This is a genomic window from Commensalibacter sp. ESL0382 (assembly GCF_009725775.1).
In the GTDB taxonomy this organism is placed as follows: domain Bacteria; phylum Pseudomonadota; class Alphaproteobacteria; order Acetobacterales; family Acetobacteraceae; genus Commensalibacter; species Commensalibacter melissae.
The window spans coordinates 91350-111062 of the sequence record NZ_WNII01000007.1 but is presented as its reverse complement, the minus strand read 5'-3'; the positions used below and the strand labels follow the sequence as shown (position 1 = coordinate 111062).

Annotated in this window: 18 protein-coding genes and 1 tRNA gene; 10 read left to right on the top strand and 9 right to left on the bottom strand. The window is 33.7% G+C overall.

Going from position 1 to position 19713, the window contains the following annotated elements; all coding sequences use genetic code 11:
- Nucleotides 1–60: 60 nt before the first annotated feature.
- From GM552_RS02020 to GM552_RS02010, 3 genes are all read left to right on the top strand, one after another.
- Nucleotides 61–420: a hypothetical protein gene (locus GM552_RS02020; RefSeq protein WP_155565050.1), complete on the top strand. Its 360-nt coding sequence runs from the start codon at nt 61–63 to the stop codon at nt 418–420.
- Nucleotides 421–630: 210 nt separating this feature from the next.
- The gene (locus tag GM552_RS02015; protein WP_155565049.1) at nt 631–1941 is read left to right on the top strand and encodes an HlyD family efflux transporter periplasmic adaptor subunit; all 1311 of its coding nucleotides are present in this window, start codon (nt 631–633) and stop codon (nt 1939–1941) included.
- On the top strand, nt 1938–4133 hold the full coding sequence (locus tag GM552_RS02010) for a peptidase domain-containing ABC transporter (protein WP_155565048.1): 2196 nt from the start codon (nt 1938–1940) through the stop codon (nt 4131–4133). Before GM552_RS02015 ends, GM552_RS02010 begins: the two co-directional genes overlap by 4 nt.
- A 241-nt stretch (nt 4134–4374) precedes the next feature.
- Here the strand turns inward: GM552_RS02010 and GM552_RS02005 are convergent, their stop codons facing one another.
- Nucleotides 4375–4896, bottom strand: a complete 522-nt coding sequence (locus GM552_RS02005; RefSeq protein ID WP_196424834.1) for a hypothetical protein — start codon at nt 4894–4896, stop codon at nt 4375–4377.
- A gap of 99 nt (nt 4897–4995) precedes the next feature.
- Nucleotides 4996–6318 carry an ammonium transporter gene (locus GM552_RS02000; RefSeq protein ID WP_155565073.1) on the bottom strand — a complete coding sequence of 441 codons (1323 nt, stop codon included), beginning with the start codon at nt 6316–6318 and terminating at the stop codon, nt 4996–4998.
- A 387-nt stretch (nt 6319–6705) separates the two neighbouring features.
- Here GM552_RS02000 and cysE point away from each other — a divergent pair, with 387 nt between their 5' ends.
- Nucleotides 6706–7542 carry a serine O-acetyltransferase gene (gene cysE, locus GM552_RS01995; RefSeq protein WP_110439502.1) on the top strand — a complete coding sequence of 279 codons (837 nt, stop codon included), beginning with the start codon at nt 6706–6708 and terminating at the stop codon, nt 7540–7542.
- On the opposite strand, the gene GM552_RS01990 is transcribed toward cysE, so the two are convergent.
- On the bottom strand, nt 7535–8680 hold the full coding sequence (locus tag GM552_RS01990) for a DUF563 domain-containing protein (protein WP_155565047.1): 1146 nt from the start codon (nt 8678–8680) through the stop codon (nt 7535–7537). The two genes, cysE and GM552_RS01990, sit on opposite strands and share 8 nt — an antisense overlap.
- A gap of 62 nt (nt 8681–8742) precedes the next feature.
- Nucleotides 8743–9495, bottom strand: a complete 753-nt coding sequence (gene rlmB, locus GM552_RS01985) for a 23S rRNA (guanosine(2251)-2'-O)-methyltransferase RlmB (RefSeq protein WP_155565046.1) — start codon at nt 9493–9495, stop codon at nt 8743–8745.
- Between the two features lie 133 nt (nt 9496–9628).
- Between rlmB and GM552_RS01980 the strand changes: the two genes are divergently transcribed.
- Together GM552_RS01980 and GM552_RS01975 are read left to right on the top strand one after the other, a co-directional pair.
- Nucleotides 9629–9714 (top strand) — tRNA-Tyr (locus GM552_RS01980).
- A gap of 218 nt (nt 9715–9932) precedes the next feature.
- Nucleotides 9933–10319, top strand: coding sequence for a VOC family protein (locus tag GM552_RS01975; protein ID WP_155565045.1), 387 nt, complete (start codon nt 9933–9935; stop codon nt 10317–10319).
- A 58-nt stretch (nt 10320–10377) separates the two neighbouring features.
- On the opposite strand, the gene GM552_RS01970 is transcribed toward GM552_RS01975, so the two are convergent.
- The gene (locus GM552_RS01970) at nt 10378–11652 is read right to left on the bottom strand and encodes an O-acetylhomoserine aminocarboxypropyltransferase (protein ID WP_155565044.1); all 1275 of its coding nucleotides are present in this window, start codon (nt 11650–11652) and stop codon (nt 10378–10380) included.
- 483 nt (nt 11653–12135) lie between these two features.
- Here GM552_RS01970 and GM552_RS01965 point away from each other — a divergent pair, with 483 nt between their 5' ends.
- Nucleotides 12136–13680: a phosphoenolpyruvate carboxykinase gene (locus GM552_RS01965; RefSeq protein ID WP_122123136.1), complete on the top strand. Its 1545-nt coding sequence runs from the start codon at nt 12136–12138 to the stop codon at nt 13678–13680.
- Nucleotides 13681–13769: 89 nt separating this feature from the next.
- Here the strand turns inward: GM552_RS01965 and GM552_RS01960 are convergent, their stop codons facing one another.
- The 4 genes from GM552_RS01960 to ssb all read right to left on the bottom strand — a co-directional run bounded on the left by GM552_RS01960 (nt 13770) and on the right by ssb (nt 17057).
- Nucleotides 13770–15209 (bottom strand): glycoside hydrolase family 32 protein, encoded by a 1440-nt coding sequence (locus tag GM552_RS01960; RefSeq protein ID WP_155565043.1) that lies wholly within the window; start codon nt 15207–15209, stop codon nt 13770–13772.
- Between the two features lie 288 nt (nt 15210–15497).
- Entirely contained in the window at nt 15498–15659 is a 162-nt protein-coding gene (locus GM552_RS01955; RefSeq protein WP_155565042.1) for a hypothetical protein, read from the bottom strand.
- Nucleotides 15660–16108: 449 nt separating this feature from the next.
- Nucleotides 16109–16645, bottom strand: a complete 537-nt coding sequence (locus GM552_RS01950) for a hypothetical protein (protein WP_155565041.1) — start codon at nt 16643–16645, stop codon at nt 16109–16111.
- Nucleotides 16646–16661: 16 nt separating this feature from the next.
- Nucleotides 16662–17057, bottom strand: coding sequence for a single-stranded DNA-binding protein (ssb, locus tag GM552_RS01945; protein ID WP_155565040.1), 396 nt, complete (start codon nt 17055–17057; stop codon nt 16662–16664).
- Nucleotides 17058–17567: 510 nt separating this feature from the next.
- Here ssb and GM552_RS01940 point away from each other — a divergent pair.
- The 3 genes from GM552_RS01940 (at nt 17568) to GM552_RS01930 (ending at nt 19563) form a co-directional block, all read left to right on the top strand.
- The gene (locus GM552_RS01940; RefSeq protein ID WP_155565039.1) at nt 17568–18086 is read left to right on the top strand and encodes a flavin reductase; all 519 of its coding nucleotides are present in this window, start codon (nt 17568–17570) and stop codon (nt 18084–18086) included.
- 250 nt (nt 18087–18336) lie between these two features.
- Nucleotides 18337–19077, top strand: coding sequence for a LexA family transcriptional regulator (locus tag GM552_RS01935; protein ID WP_155565038.1), 741 nt, complete (start codon nt 18337–18339; stop codon nt 19075–19077).
- Nucleotides 19078–19251: 174 nt separating this feature from the next.
- Entirely contained in the window at nt 19252–19563 is a 312-nt protein-coding gene (locus tag GM552_RS01930) for a MarR family winged helix-turn-helix transcriptional regulator (RefSeq protein WP_110439455.1), read from the top strand.
- Nucleotides 19564–19713 lie beyond the last annotated feature (150 nt).

The following is a 19713-nucleotide window of genomic DNA, read 5'->3' as shown; positions in this document are numbered from 1 at the left end:
AATAATTTGATGATAGGTTATTGAAATAAATTATAACCCCTTCTATTCAGGAATATTAAAATGCGAGAAATTACATCACATGAAATCAATAGCGTATCAGGTGGATCTTTTTTGGATGATATTATCGGGGGCAATATTACACTTCCCGTTTCTTCCGCTTTAATAGGCTCTTTCATAGGCGCTTCAATTGGAGGAATTGTCGATAATCTTTATGGTAGCTTAACAGGAATTAAAACCAACAATGAAGCAAATGCCGGAAGTAAACTTGGAAGTGGTATTGGATCTATTGTTGACGCAGCCAAATCAAAAAATGCCGCCGATATAAGTAGCAATGTTAACAATGCAATTTCTGGGATAGGATTAGGTACAGTTGGAATTATTAATGGAATATCGCAGGGAATTGCTAATCTCTTCCATTAGTTTCAAGATACATAATGAAATTTTCCTGCAACTATTCATTATATTATTTAAAATAAGTTGTTTTTATCGTGTAAATTGATTCACCCAAATTAATATAAATATAAAAAATCTTTAGAGAATATATAATACTTCAATCATAAACATTTATGATTGAAGTAATGTTTCTCAATATTCTTACAAAATTTATTTAATCTATCAAGATTATTATCCATGAATTCTCTTTTCAGGCATGAAGTTTTAGAAGCAAAACGAGATACATGGTTAGGTCGCGTACAGGATGTACAACCTATTCCCATAAAAATCATCGCGATTATCTCATTCATTTGTGTCATTATTATCATATTATACACTATTTTTGGTGGTTATACGCGTCGTATACATGCTTCCGGCAGCATTATGCCTACAGAAGGGTTAATCACTATAGGATCAAGAACAAATGGCATTGTTATTGAAAAAAACGTTATAGAGGGCCAATTTGTTCATAAAGGCGATAAATTATTCACGATAAGTCTCGAAAACACCTCTATCAATGGACCCACACAACAATTAACTAATAACTTGTTGAAAAAACAAAAAAATATTCTTGAAAAACAGCTTGCACTCAAAGAAAAGGCCGCTCCCATTGAAAAAAACAATATTAAAGAAACACTCTCTAATCTTTACAAACAGCATGACAAAGTTACCCAGCAAATCGAAAATGACAATCAAATAATCCCCTTGGTTCAACAATCGTTACTGATGATTGAAAAAGCCAAGAAAATATCTCTGGCAACAAATCAGGAATATCAGAATCAATTATATACATATGCCCAAATTCTAGGTACTCATGCACAGTTCTTACAAAATCAAACATCGATTGAAGGCCAAATATTAGAAAATGCATCAAAATATCAACTGTACGATACCAATTACCAACATGATCTCAATGAAATTAAAAAAAACATAAATGATATTGATCAGAAAATCATACTGGGAGAACGTAATCAAACTATTTTCGTTACAGCCCCCATAAATGGAACCATAACAGCGCTTCGAGGATATATCGGTCAGCAAGTTTCACAAGATTCCGCCTTAACTAGTATAGTTCCAGAAGGTCAAGCAATCGAAGCCGAACTTTATGTTCCTAGTTCAGCCGTGGGACTTTTAAAGAAAAATAGCAATGTTATCTTACGTTATGCAGCATTTCCATATCAAAAATTTGGTCTATACAACGGGACTGTTACCGAAATTACTTATACACCAGTTACATCGGATATAATGGGTAAAGACAGCAATCCCAATTTAAAAAATGAAATAATTGGTCCAAACAGTAAGATTGATCGTAACTTTTATAGAATTCGAGTAAAACCTGAAAAAAACTTCATTGCAGCTTATCCCAATAAAAAATATTTTTTGCAGCCCGGAATGCAAGTTGAAGCTGATATTGCCGTTGATTATCGTCGCCTTTATCAATGGATGTTCCAACCCATTATTGAGGTTAACGATACTATTAAAACAAGATTAACGAAACCGAACTCATGATTAATACCTTGAAAAGACTAAATTTTGCTTTTCGCCAAACTGTTCCCGTAATTTTGCAAGTGGAAGCTTCCGAATGTGGCCTAGCATGCCTTGCCATGATTATGAGTTATTATGGAAATTATATTGATCTAACAACATTTAGACAAAGAGAATCTATTTCTATCAAAGGAATTACCCTACAGAATATTATTAATATTGCGCAACGGAATAACTTGACAACACGTCCTTTGCGTTTGGAAATGGAAGAACTAAACAAATTACGCTTACCTTGCATTCTTCATTGGAGTTTAAACCATTTTGTCGTGTTAACAGATGTAAAAACCAATGGAATTATGATTAATGATCCCGCCCGTGGAAAACGTAAGGTACTTTGGGGTGAAATCAATAATGAATTTACAGGAGTGGCGCTTGAGATTGCTCCCGACCAAAATTTTACCCGAAAAGATGAGCGCAACAATCTTCATTTACGTGATCTTTTCAGAAAAACAGACGGTCTTAAAACAACCCTGTTTTATCTTTTATTAACATCCCTTGGGTTGGAAGCTATTTCAATTGTCATGCCTATGGCCTCGCAAGTCATTATTGATGAAGTCATTGTGACTTTGGATAACGGCTTGCTAACAACAATCACAGTTGGAATTGCCATTCTTATTTTGCTGCAAATGCTTATTTCCACAGCCCGAACATGGATGGTCATGCTTTTCAGCACCCGTGTATCTGTTCAATGGAATGCCAGCCTTTTTGAACATTTATCCAAATTACCGCTGGATTATTTCTTGAAAAGACATGTTGGAGATATATTATCCCGTTTCGGTTCATTAGGTATTATTCAACAAACCATTACAACTGATATGGTACAAGCAGTCATGGATGGTTTAATGGCAATTGGTATGTTTGTAATGCTAATCATCTATGGTAAATGGCTGGCACTTGTAACATTAATTGCTGTAATCCTTGACGGTATAAGCCGTCTTGTGGCTTATCGCCCTTACAAGCAAGCCTCTGAAGAGGGTATTGTCTATAATGCTAAAAAGGATTCACATCTTATTGAAACTTTGAGAGGTATGGCAAGTATCAAGTTACTTGGATTGCGGGAGCGAAGACGTGCACGCTGGTTAAATTTATTGGTTGATGCAATCAATGTCGGATTAAAAACACAACGTTATGACCTTATTTTTGGACGTATAAATGATTCCATCTTCGCTATTGACAGGTTAATAATGTTGGTAATCGGGGCACATTACGTCATGGATAATAAAATGACAGTTGGAATGCTGGTTGCCTTTCTATCTTACAAAGACCAATTCACCGGACGCATAGGCAATCTTATAGGTGCCGCCTTCAAACTAAAAATGCTTTCTATCCAGAGTGATCGTATTTCAGATATAGTCTTAACACCTACAGAAAGTGAAGAAAATGCTGTAATATCTATATCGAATAATAACAGATTGACGGAACAACTTCATATTAATGATCAAAACCATCTTGTGTGTAAAAATTTGGGTTTTAGATACTCTCCTGCTGAACCTTGGATATTTCGTAATATAAACCTGAAAATTCCAAAGGGTAAAAGTATTGCTATTGTAGGCGCATCAGGATGTGGAAAGTCAACAATTTTAAAAACAATGATGGGTTTAACCCATCCAGAGGAAGGTGATATCTACTTTAACGGTCGAAATATATTAAAAGAATCTCTAGACAACTACCGACAAGAAATTGCTGGTGTTTTACAGGATGATGGACTGTTTTCTGGTTCAATTGCAGATAATATTTGCGGGTTTGATGATAAACCTGATCAGGAAAAAATTATTGAATGTGCCCAGAAAGCTGCAATTTTACAAGATATAATGGCAATGCCCATGAAATTTGAAACATTTGTTGGTGATATGGGAAGTTCCTTGTCAGGAGGACAAAAACAAAGGGTTATTTTAGCCAGAGCTTTATATCGCCAACCAGCAATCCTATTTTTAGATGAAGCAACCAGCAGTCTGGATGAACCAACAGAAGCCCATATTGCGACAATACTAGATGAAATGAATATAACACGCATTATTGTGGCACACCGGCCTGCAACAGTTGCGCATTGTGATTATGTTATTGTAATGGATGTTGAAAATGCACAATCTGGAAAAATTGAAATTGTTGAAAGACAAGAGCTTATTCACAGACACCAACAGCATAAAACATCATAAACCTTCAATTCAAAAGATAATTCCGGATACGGTTTTTTAAAAGAACATAATTTTATATATTAATCAGTTTGGTTATAATACAATCAGAAAATCAGGAAATTAACCCTGTTACAATTTATTTCAATAATTTAAATATTACCAGATAACCCAAAGTTTCAATTTATCAGTAGGAATATTTTTTATTTAAATATAAAAAGCCTGTTCTAATTAAAAAAACAGGCTTTTATAAACTGTGGAAAAATTATTGTGCTGAACCAGATTTAAAATGTTTCATACAATCACTATAATAACCGCCGCCTTTTTGAATCCATTTCAAATTGCCATTCTTATTATCGGCTTTGTTCGCTTTATATTGATCCAAACAGGTATGCATCCGAGCAGTACCTTCTTTCTCATTTGAATATTTACTATCAACCGCGTTTGGAAAAACTGCATCACCTGCTGCTATACTTGATGCTGTAGCATCTTGTTTAGCTGGAGATTTAGAAAAAGCATTATTCTGGGATGTATCAGATTTTTTCGCATCTTGCTGATGCATTTCATCTTTGACAGATCTTTCATCTTTACAATTAGCTGCCTTGAAATCTCTAAACGTTTTTTCTTTGACGGTTCCAGCTTTTTTAGCTGCCGTAAACTGCTGATGACATTCTTTGGATGTAACAGCATGGACAGCATTGTTTACCAGCAAAGAGGTTCCGACAAAAGAGGTAATAGCTAAACCGGCACCTATAACAGGAAAGCGCGCAACTATGGATTTTATCATTTATAATACCCTTACATAAATAAAAGGTTTAATATTCTTAAACCAATTGTATTAAAGCGCTTTTTGTTAAAAATTGTAAACAAAAATAATTGCTAATATTCAATTTATCTGTTCATTATGTAAAACCATATCCAACCCTTGCCTTTCTGAATCTGTATCTACACGCAATCCAATCAAAAAATCAATTATTTTCAATAAAACAAATGAAACAAGACTGCTCCAGATTATTGTGACAACAACTGCCTCAATCTGAGCAATAACAAGATGCAAAGATGCACTAATACCCACTGGATCTGTCTCTGTAGCGGACAATGGACCAAAGGCAAAAACACCGGTTAAAATTGCCCCGATAATTCCCCCCATTCCATGAATACCAAAAGCATCAAGAGAATCATCATATCCCAATTTTCGTTTTAAATAAGAACAACTCCAAAAACAAATCAACCCGCCTAGAAATCCCATCAATAAGGCCGGGCCAGGCATTACAAAACCAGCTGCTGGGGTAATGACTACCAAGCCAGCCACTGCTCCAGAAACAATACCAAGTACTGTTGGTTTTTTTCGAATAGTCCATTCGATCGACATCCAGCCAATACCACCAGCAGCGGCAGCAATCTGTGTTACAAGTACCGCCATGGCTGCTCGACCATTTGCACCCAAGGCAGATCCTCCATTAAAACCAAACCACCCAACCCATAATAGGGAAGCGCCCATAACAGCATAACCTACATTATGCGGTGCCAAATCACTTCGACCATACCCTAACCGTTTTCCTGCAACCAGAGCACATATTAAACCAGCAATACCGGCATTAATATGAACAACTGTTCCACCTGCAAAATCAATTGCTCCTAGATTGGCCAACCAGCCCGTCGGATTCCAAACCCAATATGCAACAGGAACATAGGAAAATAATGCCCATAATATGCAAAATATACATAGGGCAGAAAATTTTATACGTTCTGCAACCGATCCAACCAAAATTGCCACAGAAATAATGATAAATGTCATTTGAAACATAACATAAACACTTTGTGGGATAGTCATAATGACAGGATTGTTTCCATTGGCTCCTAATATGAACCCCTTATCAACACCCATGTGATAGTTGCCAAGAATTCCATTCAACATAAATTGTGATAAATTACCAATAAAAGAATTCCCTGTCGTAAATACAAGACTGTATCCCACTGTTATCCATATTAAAGTAACAAGACAACATATAGCAAAGGATTGCATCATTGTTGCAAGAACATTTTTCTTGCGAACCATCCCTGCATAAAATAAGGCCAATCCTGGAATTGTCATTAATAAAACCAATGCACTGCTGATTAACATCCATGCCGTATCACCACTATCCAAAACAGGCATCACTGGCAAAGCCCCTAATGCAGAGTCTGGAATTAATCCAACTATACACATCAGATACAGAAAAATTTTTTGAATATTCAGAAAATTTTTATTTTTACATTTCATTGGAAACTGTTCCCGTACAATCCAAGTAAAACCCACTTTATTCTATCAAATCAATAGTTTATGCTTATGATACATAGAATGAAATCTTATTGTTTTAGTCCTTATTCAACTATTAAACATTGTTAGACAAAGCACAATCCTTTGCAGAAAAAATTATATGTTTTTTTTTACATGTAAAAAAATCTGGTCATTTGAATAAAAATATAGTTTCCTTATATGTCTTGTTAACCAAAGTCACATTTCTCCCTAAGGATACTGATAAATTTGCATGAGGGCATGATGAAAAAAAAATTTGGTCAATCTCTTCATCCAATTGCACCTACTCAAAACGCAATGAATGATCCGAATAACCTATTAGCGAGCGGCCCCGACAGCCACGAAATAAACCTTCAAGCCTTGTGGGAAAAAATGGTTCAAGAAAGCAATGGATGTTGTGATCCTTTATTATCCAGTTTTTTTGATACATGCATTCACAGCCATCATGATTTCAAAACCGCCCTGACTTGTATGATAGGACGCAAATTAGAAGATGCCTCCATCCCCTATCAGGCATTAACTGATTTAATCAAACAGGTGTACAGAACCAATCCGCCTCTCATTTCCATAGCTGCAGCCGATTTGATCGCAGTTATGATGAGAGACGCAGCATGCTCCGATTTAATTACACCATTTCTATTTTTCAAGGGATTCCACTCCATTCAGGCCCACCGCATTTCCCATTGGCTATGGCATAATCAAAGACGCTATCTTGCACTTCATTTACAAAGCCGTATTTCGGAAGTGTTTGGGGTTGATATACATCCTGCCGCCCGTCTGGGACAGCGAATCATGATAGATCACGCCACTTCTGTTATTATTGGGGAAACCGCTGTTGTAGAAGATGACGTTTCAATTTTACAAGAAGTTACCCTTGGGGGAACGGGCAAAGATGAAAAAGACCGTCATCCCAAAATCCGTCGGGGAGTCTTAATTGGTGCAGGTGCAAAAGTATTGGGAAATGTGGAAATTGGAGAGGGAGCCAAGATTGGTGCAGGGTCAATTGTTTTAGAAGCAGTCAAACCTTACACAACCGTAGTTGGTAATCCTGCCCGACAAATCGGGGTACGTCATAAAGATTTACCTGGAGTATCAATGGATTTAAGTCTTCCCCCTATTGATTACGTTATTTAACAACTGCATTATCAACAGAACGCATATAAGGTTCAAGTTCATCAAGCCTTTTCATGACAAATGCTACATCAATTGGTTTTTCCCAGGCACTAAGATGATCTGGCGCCCCATGATCAACACCACTGTCAAATTGATCGGCCCAATAACGCAATCCGCTTTGTAAAGACAAGACCAGAAAACATGGATTGATATGATGACTTGGAATCAATTCATAAATCAATGTGTCTTTTTGACAGAAAACGATATTTGATAAACCTGCACCCAACAAACCAACCACAATTTTTGCATAATGAAAAAGCATGATTTGTTCATCTAGACTGTATAATTCAGGATTTAAAATAAAATATCCTCTTTTCTCCAATGCTTCAACAAGCTTTTCCTCATTAGGTAAATGCCGATTATTCTTATTTACGCGACTAATATATATCTTGTCATATTTCGCTATTGACTGAATAGATACAACAGCATTCTGTTTCATTTTGACATATGCCTGCTCAGAAAGCTTTGAACAGGAATAGCCAAATTTTTGTGAGAGATAATCAAAATAATAAAATTCTGAAAATCTATATTGTTTTTCCTTTTCAATGGGATAACACATGGATAAGTCAAGTCCCAGCAATTCCAAACTGCGTTTACGCCATAACATCAATGGGTAAGGCAAAAGAAATTTGGCTTTTATTCCTGATTGCATTGCCGCATAATAAGCTGGAATGGCATGCATCATCCAATGAAAATAATTGTTTTCCCAATGATCAGAACAACAGAATACAGCTCCCTGATCTCGCGCATCAATCAGTTTATCCGATTGAATGTGGATGGAATTGAGCAAATTTTCCGATAAGTAATAATTGCTGTTGGTAATTACCCGGTTTTGTTTGAAATATACCATATGATAAACATCGAGGGTTATATCTTTCAGATGATAACGGTAAATTGTCTCGGCTGGATGTTTCCAGTGCAAAAAAGGATATGATTGATTGTTTGTAAATTCCTGAATATTCTTCCATCGCGGGCTGCCATAACATCCAATCGTTTTTTCAATCTTAACAGTTTCAATAGAATGGTGATTTATACGATTTTGCTGATGAAAAACTAAGTCTTTTATTTTTTCACGCGTTGATACAGACAATCTAAACAAGCTGATCTTTACCTTTAATATTGCATAAAAAGAACGATTTTAAATAAACTAACATAAAATTTCTAGATTAAATTAGAATGGATTATTTCGTACAAGGCAATGGCACCCGCAACTGATACGTTTAAACTGTCAATATCCCCGGCCATATATAATGAAACAATTTCATCACAATTTTGACGGACAAGCTGTCGCAGTCCCTTACCTTCGGCACCCAACACCAATGCCACTTTTCTTTGCTTATAATTTTGACCATTTAGAACCTCACCCTGCGCATCCATTCCAAGAACCCAAAAACCTTTTTCCTTTAACTGCTTCATGATACGTGAAAGATTAACCACTTTCATTACCAATACAGAATCAAGAGCACCCGACGACGCCTTGGCCAAAACCCCGCTTTCTTCTGGGGAATGACGATCCTGCATAATAATTCCAGCTGCCCCAAATGCCATTGCCGAACGTAAAATAGCACCAACATTGCGAGGATCTGTAACTTGGTCAAGGATGAGCACGGGTCCATGCCGTTTCACTATATCCTCTAAATCTGGGTCGGGAAGTGGCGTAACCTGTAATGCAACGCCCTGATGTACAGCATCCCGACCACAAAATCTATCCAACATCATACGATCAACAATTTCATAAGATATATTTAAAGGCCGTTCCAATTTGGTCATTAAAGTGTCAAATATCTCTTGTGTAGCCAACAAACGATTTTTTTGACGTAATGGATTTTTCAAAGCCGCTTGCACAGAATGCAAACCATATAACCAATATCCACCCTCTTTTTGATGAGAATTAGAAACAGGTTTTTTACTCATATATGATTCAATCTTTTCTATATATTTAAAAATCAAATGATTATAGAGAAAATCAAAAAAATCTACAAAGAAAAGTTAAAAACTCTGTTGACATCTATCAAAAGAACCTGTTATTTGTTTTTCATCTTCCGAGGGAGGGGTGCCCGAGTGGCTAAAGGGGGCGGACTGTAAATCCGCTGACGTGCGTCTACGTTGGTTCGAATCCAACCCCCTCCACCATATTAAATAATTGAATTCTCATTTTTTATTTATTTCAAAAAAATCAATTCATCGTTAAATTTATTTTGTAGTTTTTATAAAGTTAATCCACCAAAAAACAAAAAATAATAATAAGCGTCTGCAAAACCATAACGAAAAACAATTTTTACTTGCAAAACAATCCATATCCAAATAATCTTTGTTTCGTTTTCATTATATTTTGAAAGAAATATAAATTAATGATTAATTCCATTGATCATATTGTGCTGACAACATACAGACTTGATGCGTGTATCCATTTTTACACTCAGGTTTTACAATTTTCCCTGCAACATTTTGGACAAGATCGAATAGCTTTTAAATTCGGCAATCAAAAAATCAATGTTCATGAATATGGTAAGGAAATTGAACCAAAGGCACATTTACCCGTACCAGGTTCTTTAGATATCTGTTTTGTTACTCAAGAAAAACCAGCAACAATTCTTGCTCATTTACAGAAACATGGAATTAAATCGCTTGAAGGTCCTATCAACCGAACAGGGGCACAGGGGTCCATTGAATCCATTTACCTACGTGACCCTGATCTGAATTTAATCGAGATTGCACGATATATTGAAAACCCCTGAATCAAACAAGGGGTATTTTTAAAAATCAATAACTCTTATTCTATATTTTATCTTAACTTTATGCCAAGGCCTGTTCAAGATCCTGAATAATATCATTTACATTTTCGATACCAATCGATAGACGAATCACATCGGGTCCCGCTCCTGCAGCAATTTTTTGTTCATAACTTAATTGACGATGTGTAGTCGATGCAGGATGAATGACTAAGGAACGCGTGTCTCCAATATTAGCCAATAAAGAAAACATTTTTAACGAGGAGACAAACCGGACAGCTGAATCATATCCTCCTTTTATTCCAAAGGTAAATACTGATCCAGCCCCTTTAGGCGCATATTTCTTCTGCAAATCATTATATTTATTATCAGGCAATCCAGCATACGAAACCCACGCAACCTTTTCATGATTAGCCAGATAATGAGCTACCACATTTGCATTGTCACAATGACGCTGCATACGCAAAGGTAAGGTTTCAATTCCCGTTAAGATCAAAAATGCATTAAAAGGAGAAATTGTTGGACCAAAATCACGCATACCCAATACACGCGCAGCAATTGCAAAAGCCGATGAACCTGCCGCATCCGCAATAACCAACTCTGCATAATCATGTCGTGGCTCTGTAATTTTTTTATATTTGTTATCTTTTTTCCAATCAAATTTACCACCATCAACAATAATGCCGCCCATCGAATTTCCATGTCCCCCCATAAATTTAGTCAGGGAATGAATCACGATATCGGCACCATGTGCAAAAGGGCGAACCAGATAAGGCGTCGCCATGGTGTTATCCACAATCAAAGGGATATGATTGGCATAAGCAATTTTTGCAATGGCCTCTATATCAACAATTATACCACCAGGGTTTGCAAAGCTTTCAATAAAAATCGCCTTTGTCCGACCATCAATTGCTTTTTCAAAAGTGGATAAATCGTCAATATCAGCAAAACGAACATGCCAGTCAAATGATTTGAAAGACTGGGCAAACTGGTTAATTGAACCACCATATAATTGACGGGCGGCGATGAAATTATCCCCTGCCTCCATCAGGGTATGAAAGGTTAAAAACTCTGCAGCATGTCCAGAAGCAGTTGCCAATGCTGCACTTCCTCCCTCCAGTGCTGTCACCCGTTCTTCCAATACAGCCTGGGTTGGGTTCGTAATCCGACCATAAATATTTCCCGCATCTGTCAAGGCAAAGCGATTGGCTGCCTGATCAACATCTTTAAAAACATAAGCTGTAGTCTGATAAATCGGTGTTATTCTTGCCCCTGTTACTGGATCAGGTGTTGCCCCCGCATGAATAGCCAAGGTTTCAAAATTTGTATTTTTACTCATTATTTATGATCCGATATAAAAATGAAAAATGATGCCAAATCATCATTTATGATGATTTGTTTTTCGTTAAATTATCTGTTTATCGAAAATTATGAAATAAATGTAATACAATTCAAAAATATCGACAATCATTATTAAAAATCGAATCGAATAATCGAAATTTTTTTGAAAAAAAATCGATATAATTTCGTAATTATATTCAAATTTAAGTGATAATAAAATCAGAATAATATTTTTTTAAATAAATATTGATTTAACCAGATAAAAGGATCTATTAGTATCGTTCTTCAATAACCCTTGAATACATTCATATGCTTTTTCCAAAAATAACGATCCTGATCAAGAATTTTAACAATTATAATCATGACAAACCCTTTTTGATAATTTAAATAGATAAATAATAGCATATATGTGATTAAACAACCGACTGCATATAATTCATAATTTTATCTTTAAACCTGATAATGCCGTTGGAAATATTGAATGAATCACGTTAAACATTATACAGATATTAGCATCGCAGAACTTGTTGAGTTAGCCATTCAACGCAATGAGGGAAAATTGGCCGCTAATGGTGCGTTAACAGTAAAAACGGGCAAACGAACCGGACGGTCCCCGGCTGATCGTTTTATCGTTAAAGAAGCCATAACAGAAAATGCGATTAATTGGGGTAAAATTAACCAACCTTATTCCGAAAATAAATTTGACACCTTATGGAAACATGTCGAGGATTATATCAATCGACAAGCATGTTTCATTTCTCATGTTCATGTCGGGTCTGATCAAAATTATTATCTACCCGTCAAAATGATTACCGAAACCGCCTGGCATAACGTGTTTGGAAGATGCCTTTTCATCAATCCTGATATTTATAATCCAAAACAACTTTCTGAATGGCAAATTATCAACGCTCCCGGTTTCAAGTGCAATCCTGAACGAGACGGTACCAATTCTGAGGGAACTGTCATCATTAACATTTCTCAAAAAAAAGTTTTACTTGCAGGAATGCCTTATGCCGGGGAAATGAAAAAAGCCATGTTCTCTGTGCAAAATTTTCTTTTGCCTGAACAAGACGTTTTACCCATGCATTGTGCAGCAAATGTTGGCGAAAAAGATGATGTAACTTTGTTTTTTGGATTGTCAGGAACAGGTAAAACAACACTTTCAGCCGATGAACACCGTTACCTGATTGGAGATGATGAACATGGTTGGGGTGCAGGAACAGTTTTTAATATTGAAGGAGGATGCTATGCAAAATGTATTCATCTTAGTGAAAAAAATGAGCCCGTTATCTGGCGAGCCATCCGTTTTGGAAGTGTTCTTGAAAATGTCGTATTAGATAAAGCGACACGTGAGCCTGATTACAATGATGAACAATTCACTCAGAATACAAGAGCTTGCTACCCTCGTGATTTCATTGTGAAACGGGCAAAAAATAACAAAGGGGGCGAACCTAATGCAATTATCTTTTTGACTTGTGATTTAACCGGCGTCTTGCCACCTGTTGCCATTCTAAATCATGAACAAGCTGCATACCATTTTCTTTCTGGATACACCGCATTGGTTGGATCAACGGAAATAGGATCCGGTTCAGGAATCAAATCCACATTCTCAACATGTTTTGGTGCACCTTTTTTTCCACGTCCACCACAAGTCTATGCAGAACTTTTAATCAAACGAATTAAGAATTTTCATTCGCATGTTTATTTGGTTAATACAGGATGGACAGGAGGTGGTTATGGTGTAGGTAAAAGGTTCAAAATTCCAACAACGAGAGCAATTATCCATGCGATACAAAATGGCCTTATTAACGAAACAAAAACAGAGCATCTTGAAATTATGAATCTGGATATTCCCACTGCAATACCTAATGTTGAAAATAAAATTCTAAATCCACGCAACTGTTGGAAAGATCCACAAGCTTATGATCAAGCCGCACAAAATTTAGCGCAACAATTTATTGATAATTTCAAAAAATTTAACGTCTCTGAAACTATCTATCAAGCAGGACCCAAATTAAAATATTAGATAATAGTTTTTTAACAAATTTTATTTAACATGATGATGAGAAGATAGTTTGAAAAATTATTCTCATCATCAAAATTATAACTTTCAGATTATTTAAAAATTGAATCCAATTTCCATTGTTTTATATTTTTAAAAATTGCGGTCCCTTTCTCAGCAAATAACGTTAACTTTTTTTGGTCAGAAATCGGATAAATCTTGCTAGTTAAACTATATTCACCTTCATTAACAAAAATTTCTATAGAAGAGGCATCAATAAAAATATGTAAGTCTATTCGTAACATTCCCTTTAAAGAAATACTTCGACAGGATTGTAATTCATAATCAGAACTATGTCGCTCAAATATTAACCGCTTCAAAGCTGAATCAACAATAATTCTTCCAGCACTTTCAATATTTAAACCATAACACCTACCTGAACTAGCAATCAAATCAATCGATAGCTTCAGCTCTTGATATGTTTCATCCAATGAATAAACCTCATTATTTAAAACAATCAATTCAAAATTTTTATAATCTGTTCTAAGTAATTCCAATTCTACAATTGGTTTACAATATAATTTACCAATCTCATTACATGAAACTTCTCTAGGCAAGGTTAACGCGCCGCTCCAACCCTCGGATTGATTAGGAAGAGGCGCATCCCACATCTCCATCCATCCGACCATAATTCTACGCCCATCAGCAGCTTCAAATGTCTGGGGGGCATAAAAATCATGACCATGATCAATTTCTCTAAATGAAGTTTCAATAGAAAAAGTTCCATTCTTTTCCCATTGACCTATACAATAACCACTTTGATGTAAATTACGGTAATCATATTCCTGAGCAGGCATACCTTGAGGTGAAGTAATTAACACATCTTTATTATTAACACTAAAAAAATCAGGACATTCCCACATATAACCATCTACGCTATCTTTTGCCTGATGTAGGATACATCTAAATTGCCATTCTTTTAAATTATCCGATTGATATAACCTCACTTGACCCAAATCATTTACTTTTGCCCCCACAACCATCCACCATTTTTCACGAGCCCGCCATACTTTGGGATCCCGAAAATCAACTATTCCTTCTGGAGGATATAAAACAGCTCCATGTTTGGTAAAATGAATTCCATCTATACTGGTCGCCATGCATTGAACTTGACAAATTCGTGAATCTTCACCGGTTTTCTCAAAAAATCTATGACCTGTATAAAATAAGGTTAGTATACCATTATTATTTACAGCTGAACCTGAATAACAACCATCCCGATCATATTCCTGATCAGGATATAGAGCAATTGGCATATGCTCCCAATGAACCATATCATCACTGACAACGTGCCCCCAATGCATGGGCCCCCATATAGGTTTATAAGGATAATGTTGAAAGAAAAAATGATATTTCCCGTTAATATAAATTAAACCATTTGGATCATTAATCCAACCATATTGAGCGGCAATATGAAATTTTGGGTAATAATTATCACCCCTTTTCTTCATCGCTTCTTTAACAAAATTATCAGCTGAACTTAAAGATCTCATAATGATTTCCATTCAAAATATAAATGCCAATATTATTTAATTAAATAGACGATCTAACAAGATCCATCCATAAATCGATAATTCCGTAACAGAAATTTTAAGATTATTTGTATGATATCATAATTTCATTCAAAATTTCTTTACAAAATAAATAAAATGAAATTTTTACGAATTAAATTGAAAAACTTTATTTTGAACAACCTGCGATCAATTGATCATGTGAATTATAATAAAATTCTGTATTGCCTACTTCTGTATCTTGCACCATATTTACAATCGAAATATCTATTATATTATAATACTATTGAAATATTGCACATCAGCCAAATCATTATCCTTATAAAAAAATACTTGAATAGATAAAGCTTCAGGATTGGGAATTTTCTCCTCAACTCTAGGGAATGTTTTAATGATAACCTTACCATCATAAAAAGCTCTTGAATTTTGCATTTTACGAATAGTTTTTTTAAATTTTCATTAAAAGCATCTTCCGTATTAATATCCTAACTTAAACAAGAATTTCTTCCATCCGGATACAAACTATCATTACTAACTATCAGATCCAATTGATGTCCAACCATCAATTTGAAAAAAACATTTTATTTCTGTCCATCCTTTACATAAAGGTTACATTCATCTTGGACAATATATAAACACCAGATGTTTTTCCTACATAGTCAAGATGAGCTCAATATCATTTCGAAAATATATAAAAATATACTTTGACAAGAAATTGAATTAGAGCTTATCCCACGTATGATAATTATATAAATACTTGTAACACGTATCATTATACCTGGGCATAAAAAAGCAGCCTAAAGACTGCCCAATAAAAAATTATTAAAACTTTTCCATCTGATTAAATTACTCATTATATACGTTATAATTTTATCGTAAAATTATTTTTTTTCCAAAGCTTCTTCTAATAAAATAAAAGCTGATAGAACCTGACCCATAGTATAATTCAAATTCAATTTAAGTAATTGGGATATTTCTTTACATTTCATATTTCCCAAAATAATCATATTCAAAATATCAAGATGATAACGCCCAATTTCTTGCCATATAGATAATAATTTACTGTATGCATCATGTTGTGAAGGTATTGGTTCCCAATTTCTGCCACTTATTTTTCCCTCTTTCAACCAATGACTTATACGTGCGTAAATTGAACTGCTCTGTCCGAAAGCTTTTTCACACAAAATGGCATATCGTTCAGCACAATTACGTTGGGTAACACTTATACTACCACGATTCATCATCTCATCATAAACACATTTACGTCGTAATCGTGTAACTTTTTCATTTATATTTTGAGGATCAATACCAACATCAATTATTAGTTTTCCTGAATTATATTGTGCTTCCAGATGATGTTTACGTACAATAAAGGGTAATTTTTTTTTATTAATCCGTTTTTTTATACTTTTTTTCATAAAAGGCCTTCTTTAATTATGATGAAGCCTCTTGATTAATTAATAATTCCTTTTTTATATTATTATCATTCAACAATACTAATATTCCGTTGTGAGAGAAAAGAACAATTTCTGCGCTATAATGATTATTTTTCTGTTCATCGTACCATTTCCGAACTCTTAATTGTCCTTCAATGTATAGCTGATCCCCTTTTTTAATGACAGTTTCAATTTGTTTAATCAAATTTTTACTAAAAACGACAACTTTAAAATACTCAACTTTGTTGATTTGTTGAGCTGTACGTCGATTTTCCCAGCTATCATTTACCATTAGGACTAAAGTCGCTATATTATCACCAGATTGGATCATTTTTATTTCTGGATCTTTGGCTAAAATACCAATCAAAACAACTTTATTTATAAAGCCACTCATTTCAGTTCCTATTCATATTAATTCTGCCATTAATGACATATTCTCATAAATTTTATTTAAATTGATGAATGGCTATATATTGTAATTAAACCTTTTATTAATTCTACTACTGTTCCTTTATTCTAATAATAACTAATTCAAATAAAATGTTAATTGTTATTATATATTAAAATTATTTTAGATATATAATACTAAACCATCTTTTAAGAAATAACTGCTTTTCCATATTCATAAATTTTTATTAATATTCATTATTTAAAACAGCACCTTCCTTATCTTTTCAATCAATTAACACTGTTAAAAAAAAAATCAAGCAAAAATAATATTTTGATAAATTATTAATTTTTTAATCTATTAACAATCTATTTTTTAAAATTTTTTATGCAATTATATTCATTACACTAACTAAAATTTTAAATGCATATATAATTTAATTTGCCTTTAAATAGATATTTTATTAATTTTTTATAAATGAAATAATTAATTATTATTTTATATAAAGGATATTAAATGAACTTATCTATTTTAAATCAAGAGCAGAAAAATTTCCGTGATGCTATGTCGCAATTAGCTGCAGGTGTTTGCATTATAACTACTAATGGAAATACTGGTCCACACGGGATTACCGCAACATCAGTTTGTTCCATAACCGACACCCCTCCAACAATATTAGTCTGTATCAATAAAAAAAGTAAAATAAATCAAATATTTAAAGATAATCAAAATATTTGTATCAATTTTCTTTCTTCCAAACATCTGGATGCAGCAAAACATTTTGCTGGAATTACAAAAGTTAGTATGCAAGATAGATTTTTACAAGATGAATGGCAAAAAACTGACAAAAACCCACCATATCTTAAAGATGCATTGGTTTATTTGAAAGGTCAAATAAATGAAATTAAAGAATACGGTACACATTCACTTTTTTTCACAAATATTAATATAATTAATATCAACAATAAAAACGATAATCTTGTTTATTATGATAGAAATTTTTGCTCAACTTCAAAAATATTAGATATAAAATAAATTATAATAATATCATGAAAGATCATAATTTAGCTTCTACTTGATTCATTCATTAAATATATTTAATATCAATAAGTTATGTAGATCATATCCTATAATTTGAATAATTAAATTCTCTCTATAAAAAATTGCTATCCTTCATCAATTTAAATTGCAATAATGAATAAACGTACGGTATTTTAACCTTTATAATTTATATTCCGGTTAAAATACCACATATAATTAATTAGTATGGTATTATTCTTTAAAAATGAACATAAAAAAACTGTTATTTAACATTGAAAACATAATAAAAGAAAAAAATATTAGTGAACGCAAGGCATGTATTAATGCTGGTATAAGTCCCGATTTTATTAGAGATATACGGAGAAATGGTAATTTTCCCAAAGTTGACAAGTTAATCAAGTTAGCAAATTCATTAAATGTCAGTATTGACTATTTTTTGAACGCCCTGAATCCACAATCTTCCCCTCCCTCTTTGACTTTAAAAAACCCTTTTATTTCTTTGAAAATAATCTATATCAAAGGAAACATAGAAGCCTGTCAATGGGTTCAAAAAGTAGAATGGCCACGATCCGAATGGATTATTTTTCCCGTTCCTGAGAATCCTGAATTTAAAAATACAAATAGCTTTGCCTTGAATATCAGAGATGAATCAATGAATTTGTTATATCCTAAAGGCTCTATCATCATTGCTGTCAATTTTTCTGATTTAGAAAGAGCCCCTAAAGATGGTGAATGTGTTGTTATAATTCGTTATGATAAATTAACAAATTGTTATGAGCAAACCCTTAAGATAGTTGAAATAAAAGAAAATGGTAAAATTTTTCTCTGGCCTTATAGTAACAATCCTAATTTTACACACCCTATAATTTTACCACGCTCAAATTCTTTTCATTCAAAAAATAATGTTACACCATCTGTAACAATTCAAAGTCTTGTCATTGGTTGTTATCATAATACTATACAAAGAATAAAATTACAGAATTAAAAGATTTATTTTTGTTAACGATTCGTTTCATTGCATTTGCGGGATTTTTACCAAAAATTGTTGACGACGGTTTTTTTCCCTATAAAATAAAAGCATAACACAAAAAATCATTGTTATATCAATACTTAATTGAAAAACCTTATTTATTTGTTTTCAAAAAGGATATTAATTAAAATGAATCTTTCTTTTCAAATTATTAAAAATTCTGCCAGTAGTCATTTTGCACTTACCGTTCGTCAACTTGCAATCTTATCCTTGGTTTATAACGAAGCGATTGAAGCGAGTGTCGATTATTATTCTAAAACATTAAATCTTTCTAAACCTGCTGTAACCAAGGCAATTAATCGTTTAGAAGAGTTAAAACTCGTTAAACGTAAACCAGATACACAAGATGGACGTAAAGTAATCGTTTCTTCAACATTAATTGGTCAGAATTATATTCAACAAATTCAAACTATACCCTATTCTATGTATCATGCCTGTTAATCCTTAAACATTTAACTATATAATTTTAAACGCATCTTCTTTATCTTTTATAAAAAAAATACATTACCGTAAAATATTTCTCCCTTTATACTTAAATAAAATATTTTAAAAACGCATATTTAAATCTTAATATTTAATTAATTAAATCTT

What these genes read in the sequence shown, in the direction of transcription:
- GM552_RS02020 (WP_155565050.1), top strand. Translation starts at nt 61, where the DNA reads ATGCGAGAAATTACATCACATGAAATCAATAGCGTATCAGGTGGATCT.
- GM552_RS02015 (WP_155565049.1), top strand. Translation starts at nt 631, where the DNA reads ATGAATTCTCTTTTCAGGCATGAAGTTTTAGAAGCAAAACGAGATACA.
- GM552_RS02010 (WP_155565048.1), top strand. Translation starts at nt 1,938, where the DNA reads ATGATTAATACCTTGAAAAGACTAAATTTTGCTTTTCGCCAAACTGTT.
- GM552_RS02005 (WP_196424834.1), bottom strand. Translation starts at nt 4,896, where the DNA reads ATGATAAAATCCATAGTTGCGCGCTTTCCTGTTATAGGTGCCGGTTTA.
- GM552_RS02000 (WP_155565073.1), bottom strand. Translation starts at nt 6,318, where the DNA reads ATGTGTATAGTTGGATTAATTCCAGACTCTGCATTAGGGGCTTTGCCA.
- cysE (WP_110439502.1), top strand. Translation starts at nt 6,706, where the DNA reads ATGAATGATCCGAATAACCTATTAGCGAGCGGCCCCGACAGCCACGAA.
- rlmB (WP_155565046.1), bottom strand. Translation starts at nt 9,495, where the DNA reads ATGAGTAAAAAACCTGTTTCTAATTCTCATCAAAAAGAGGGTGGATAT.
- GM552_RS01975 (WP_155565045.1), top strand. Translation starts at nt 9,933, where the DNA reads ATGATTAATTCCATTGATCATATTGTGCTGACAACATACAGACTTGAT.
- GM552_RS01970 (WP_155565044.1), bottom strand. Translation starts at nt 11,652, where the DNA reads ATGAGTAAAAATACAAATTTTGAAACCTTGGCTATTCATGCGGGGGCA.
- GM552_RS01965 (WP_122123136.1), top strand. Translation starts at nt 12,136, where the DNA reads ATGAATCACGTTAAACATTATACAGATATTAGCATCGCAGAACTTGTT.
- GM552_RS01960 (WP_155565043.1), bottom strand. Translation starts at nt 15,209, where the DNA reads ATGAGATCTTTAAGTTCAGCTGATAATTTTGTTAAAGAAGCGATGAAG.
- GM552_RS01955 (WP_155565042.1), bottom strand. Translation starts at nt 15,659, where the DNA reads ATGCAAAATTCAAGAGCTTTTTATGATGGTAAGGTTATCATTAAAACA.
- GM552_RS01950 (WP_155565041.1), bottom strand. Translation starts at nt 16,645, where the DNA reads ATGAAAAAAAGTATAAAAAAACGGATTAATAAAAAAAAATTACCCTTT.
- ssb (WP_155565040.1), bottom strand. Translation starts at nt 17,057, where the DNA reads ATGAGTGGCTTTATAAATAAAGTTGTTTTGATTGGTATTTTAGCCAAA.
- GM552_RS01940 (WP_155565039.1), top strand. Translation starts at nt 17,568, where the DNA reads ATGAACTTATCTATTTTAAATCAAGAGCAGAAAAATTTCCGTGATGCT.
- GM552_RS01935 (WP_155565038.1), top strand. Translation starts at nt 18,337, where the DNA reads ATGAACATAAAAAAACTGTTATTTAACATTGAAAACATAATAAAAGAA.
- GM552_RS01930 (WP_110439455.1), top strand. Translation starts at nt 19,252, where the DNA reads ATGAATCTTTCTTTTCAAATTATTAAAAATTCTGCCAGTAGTCATTTT.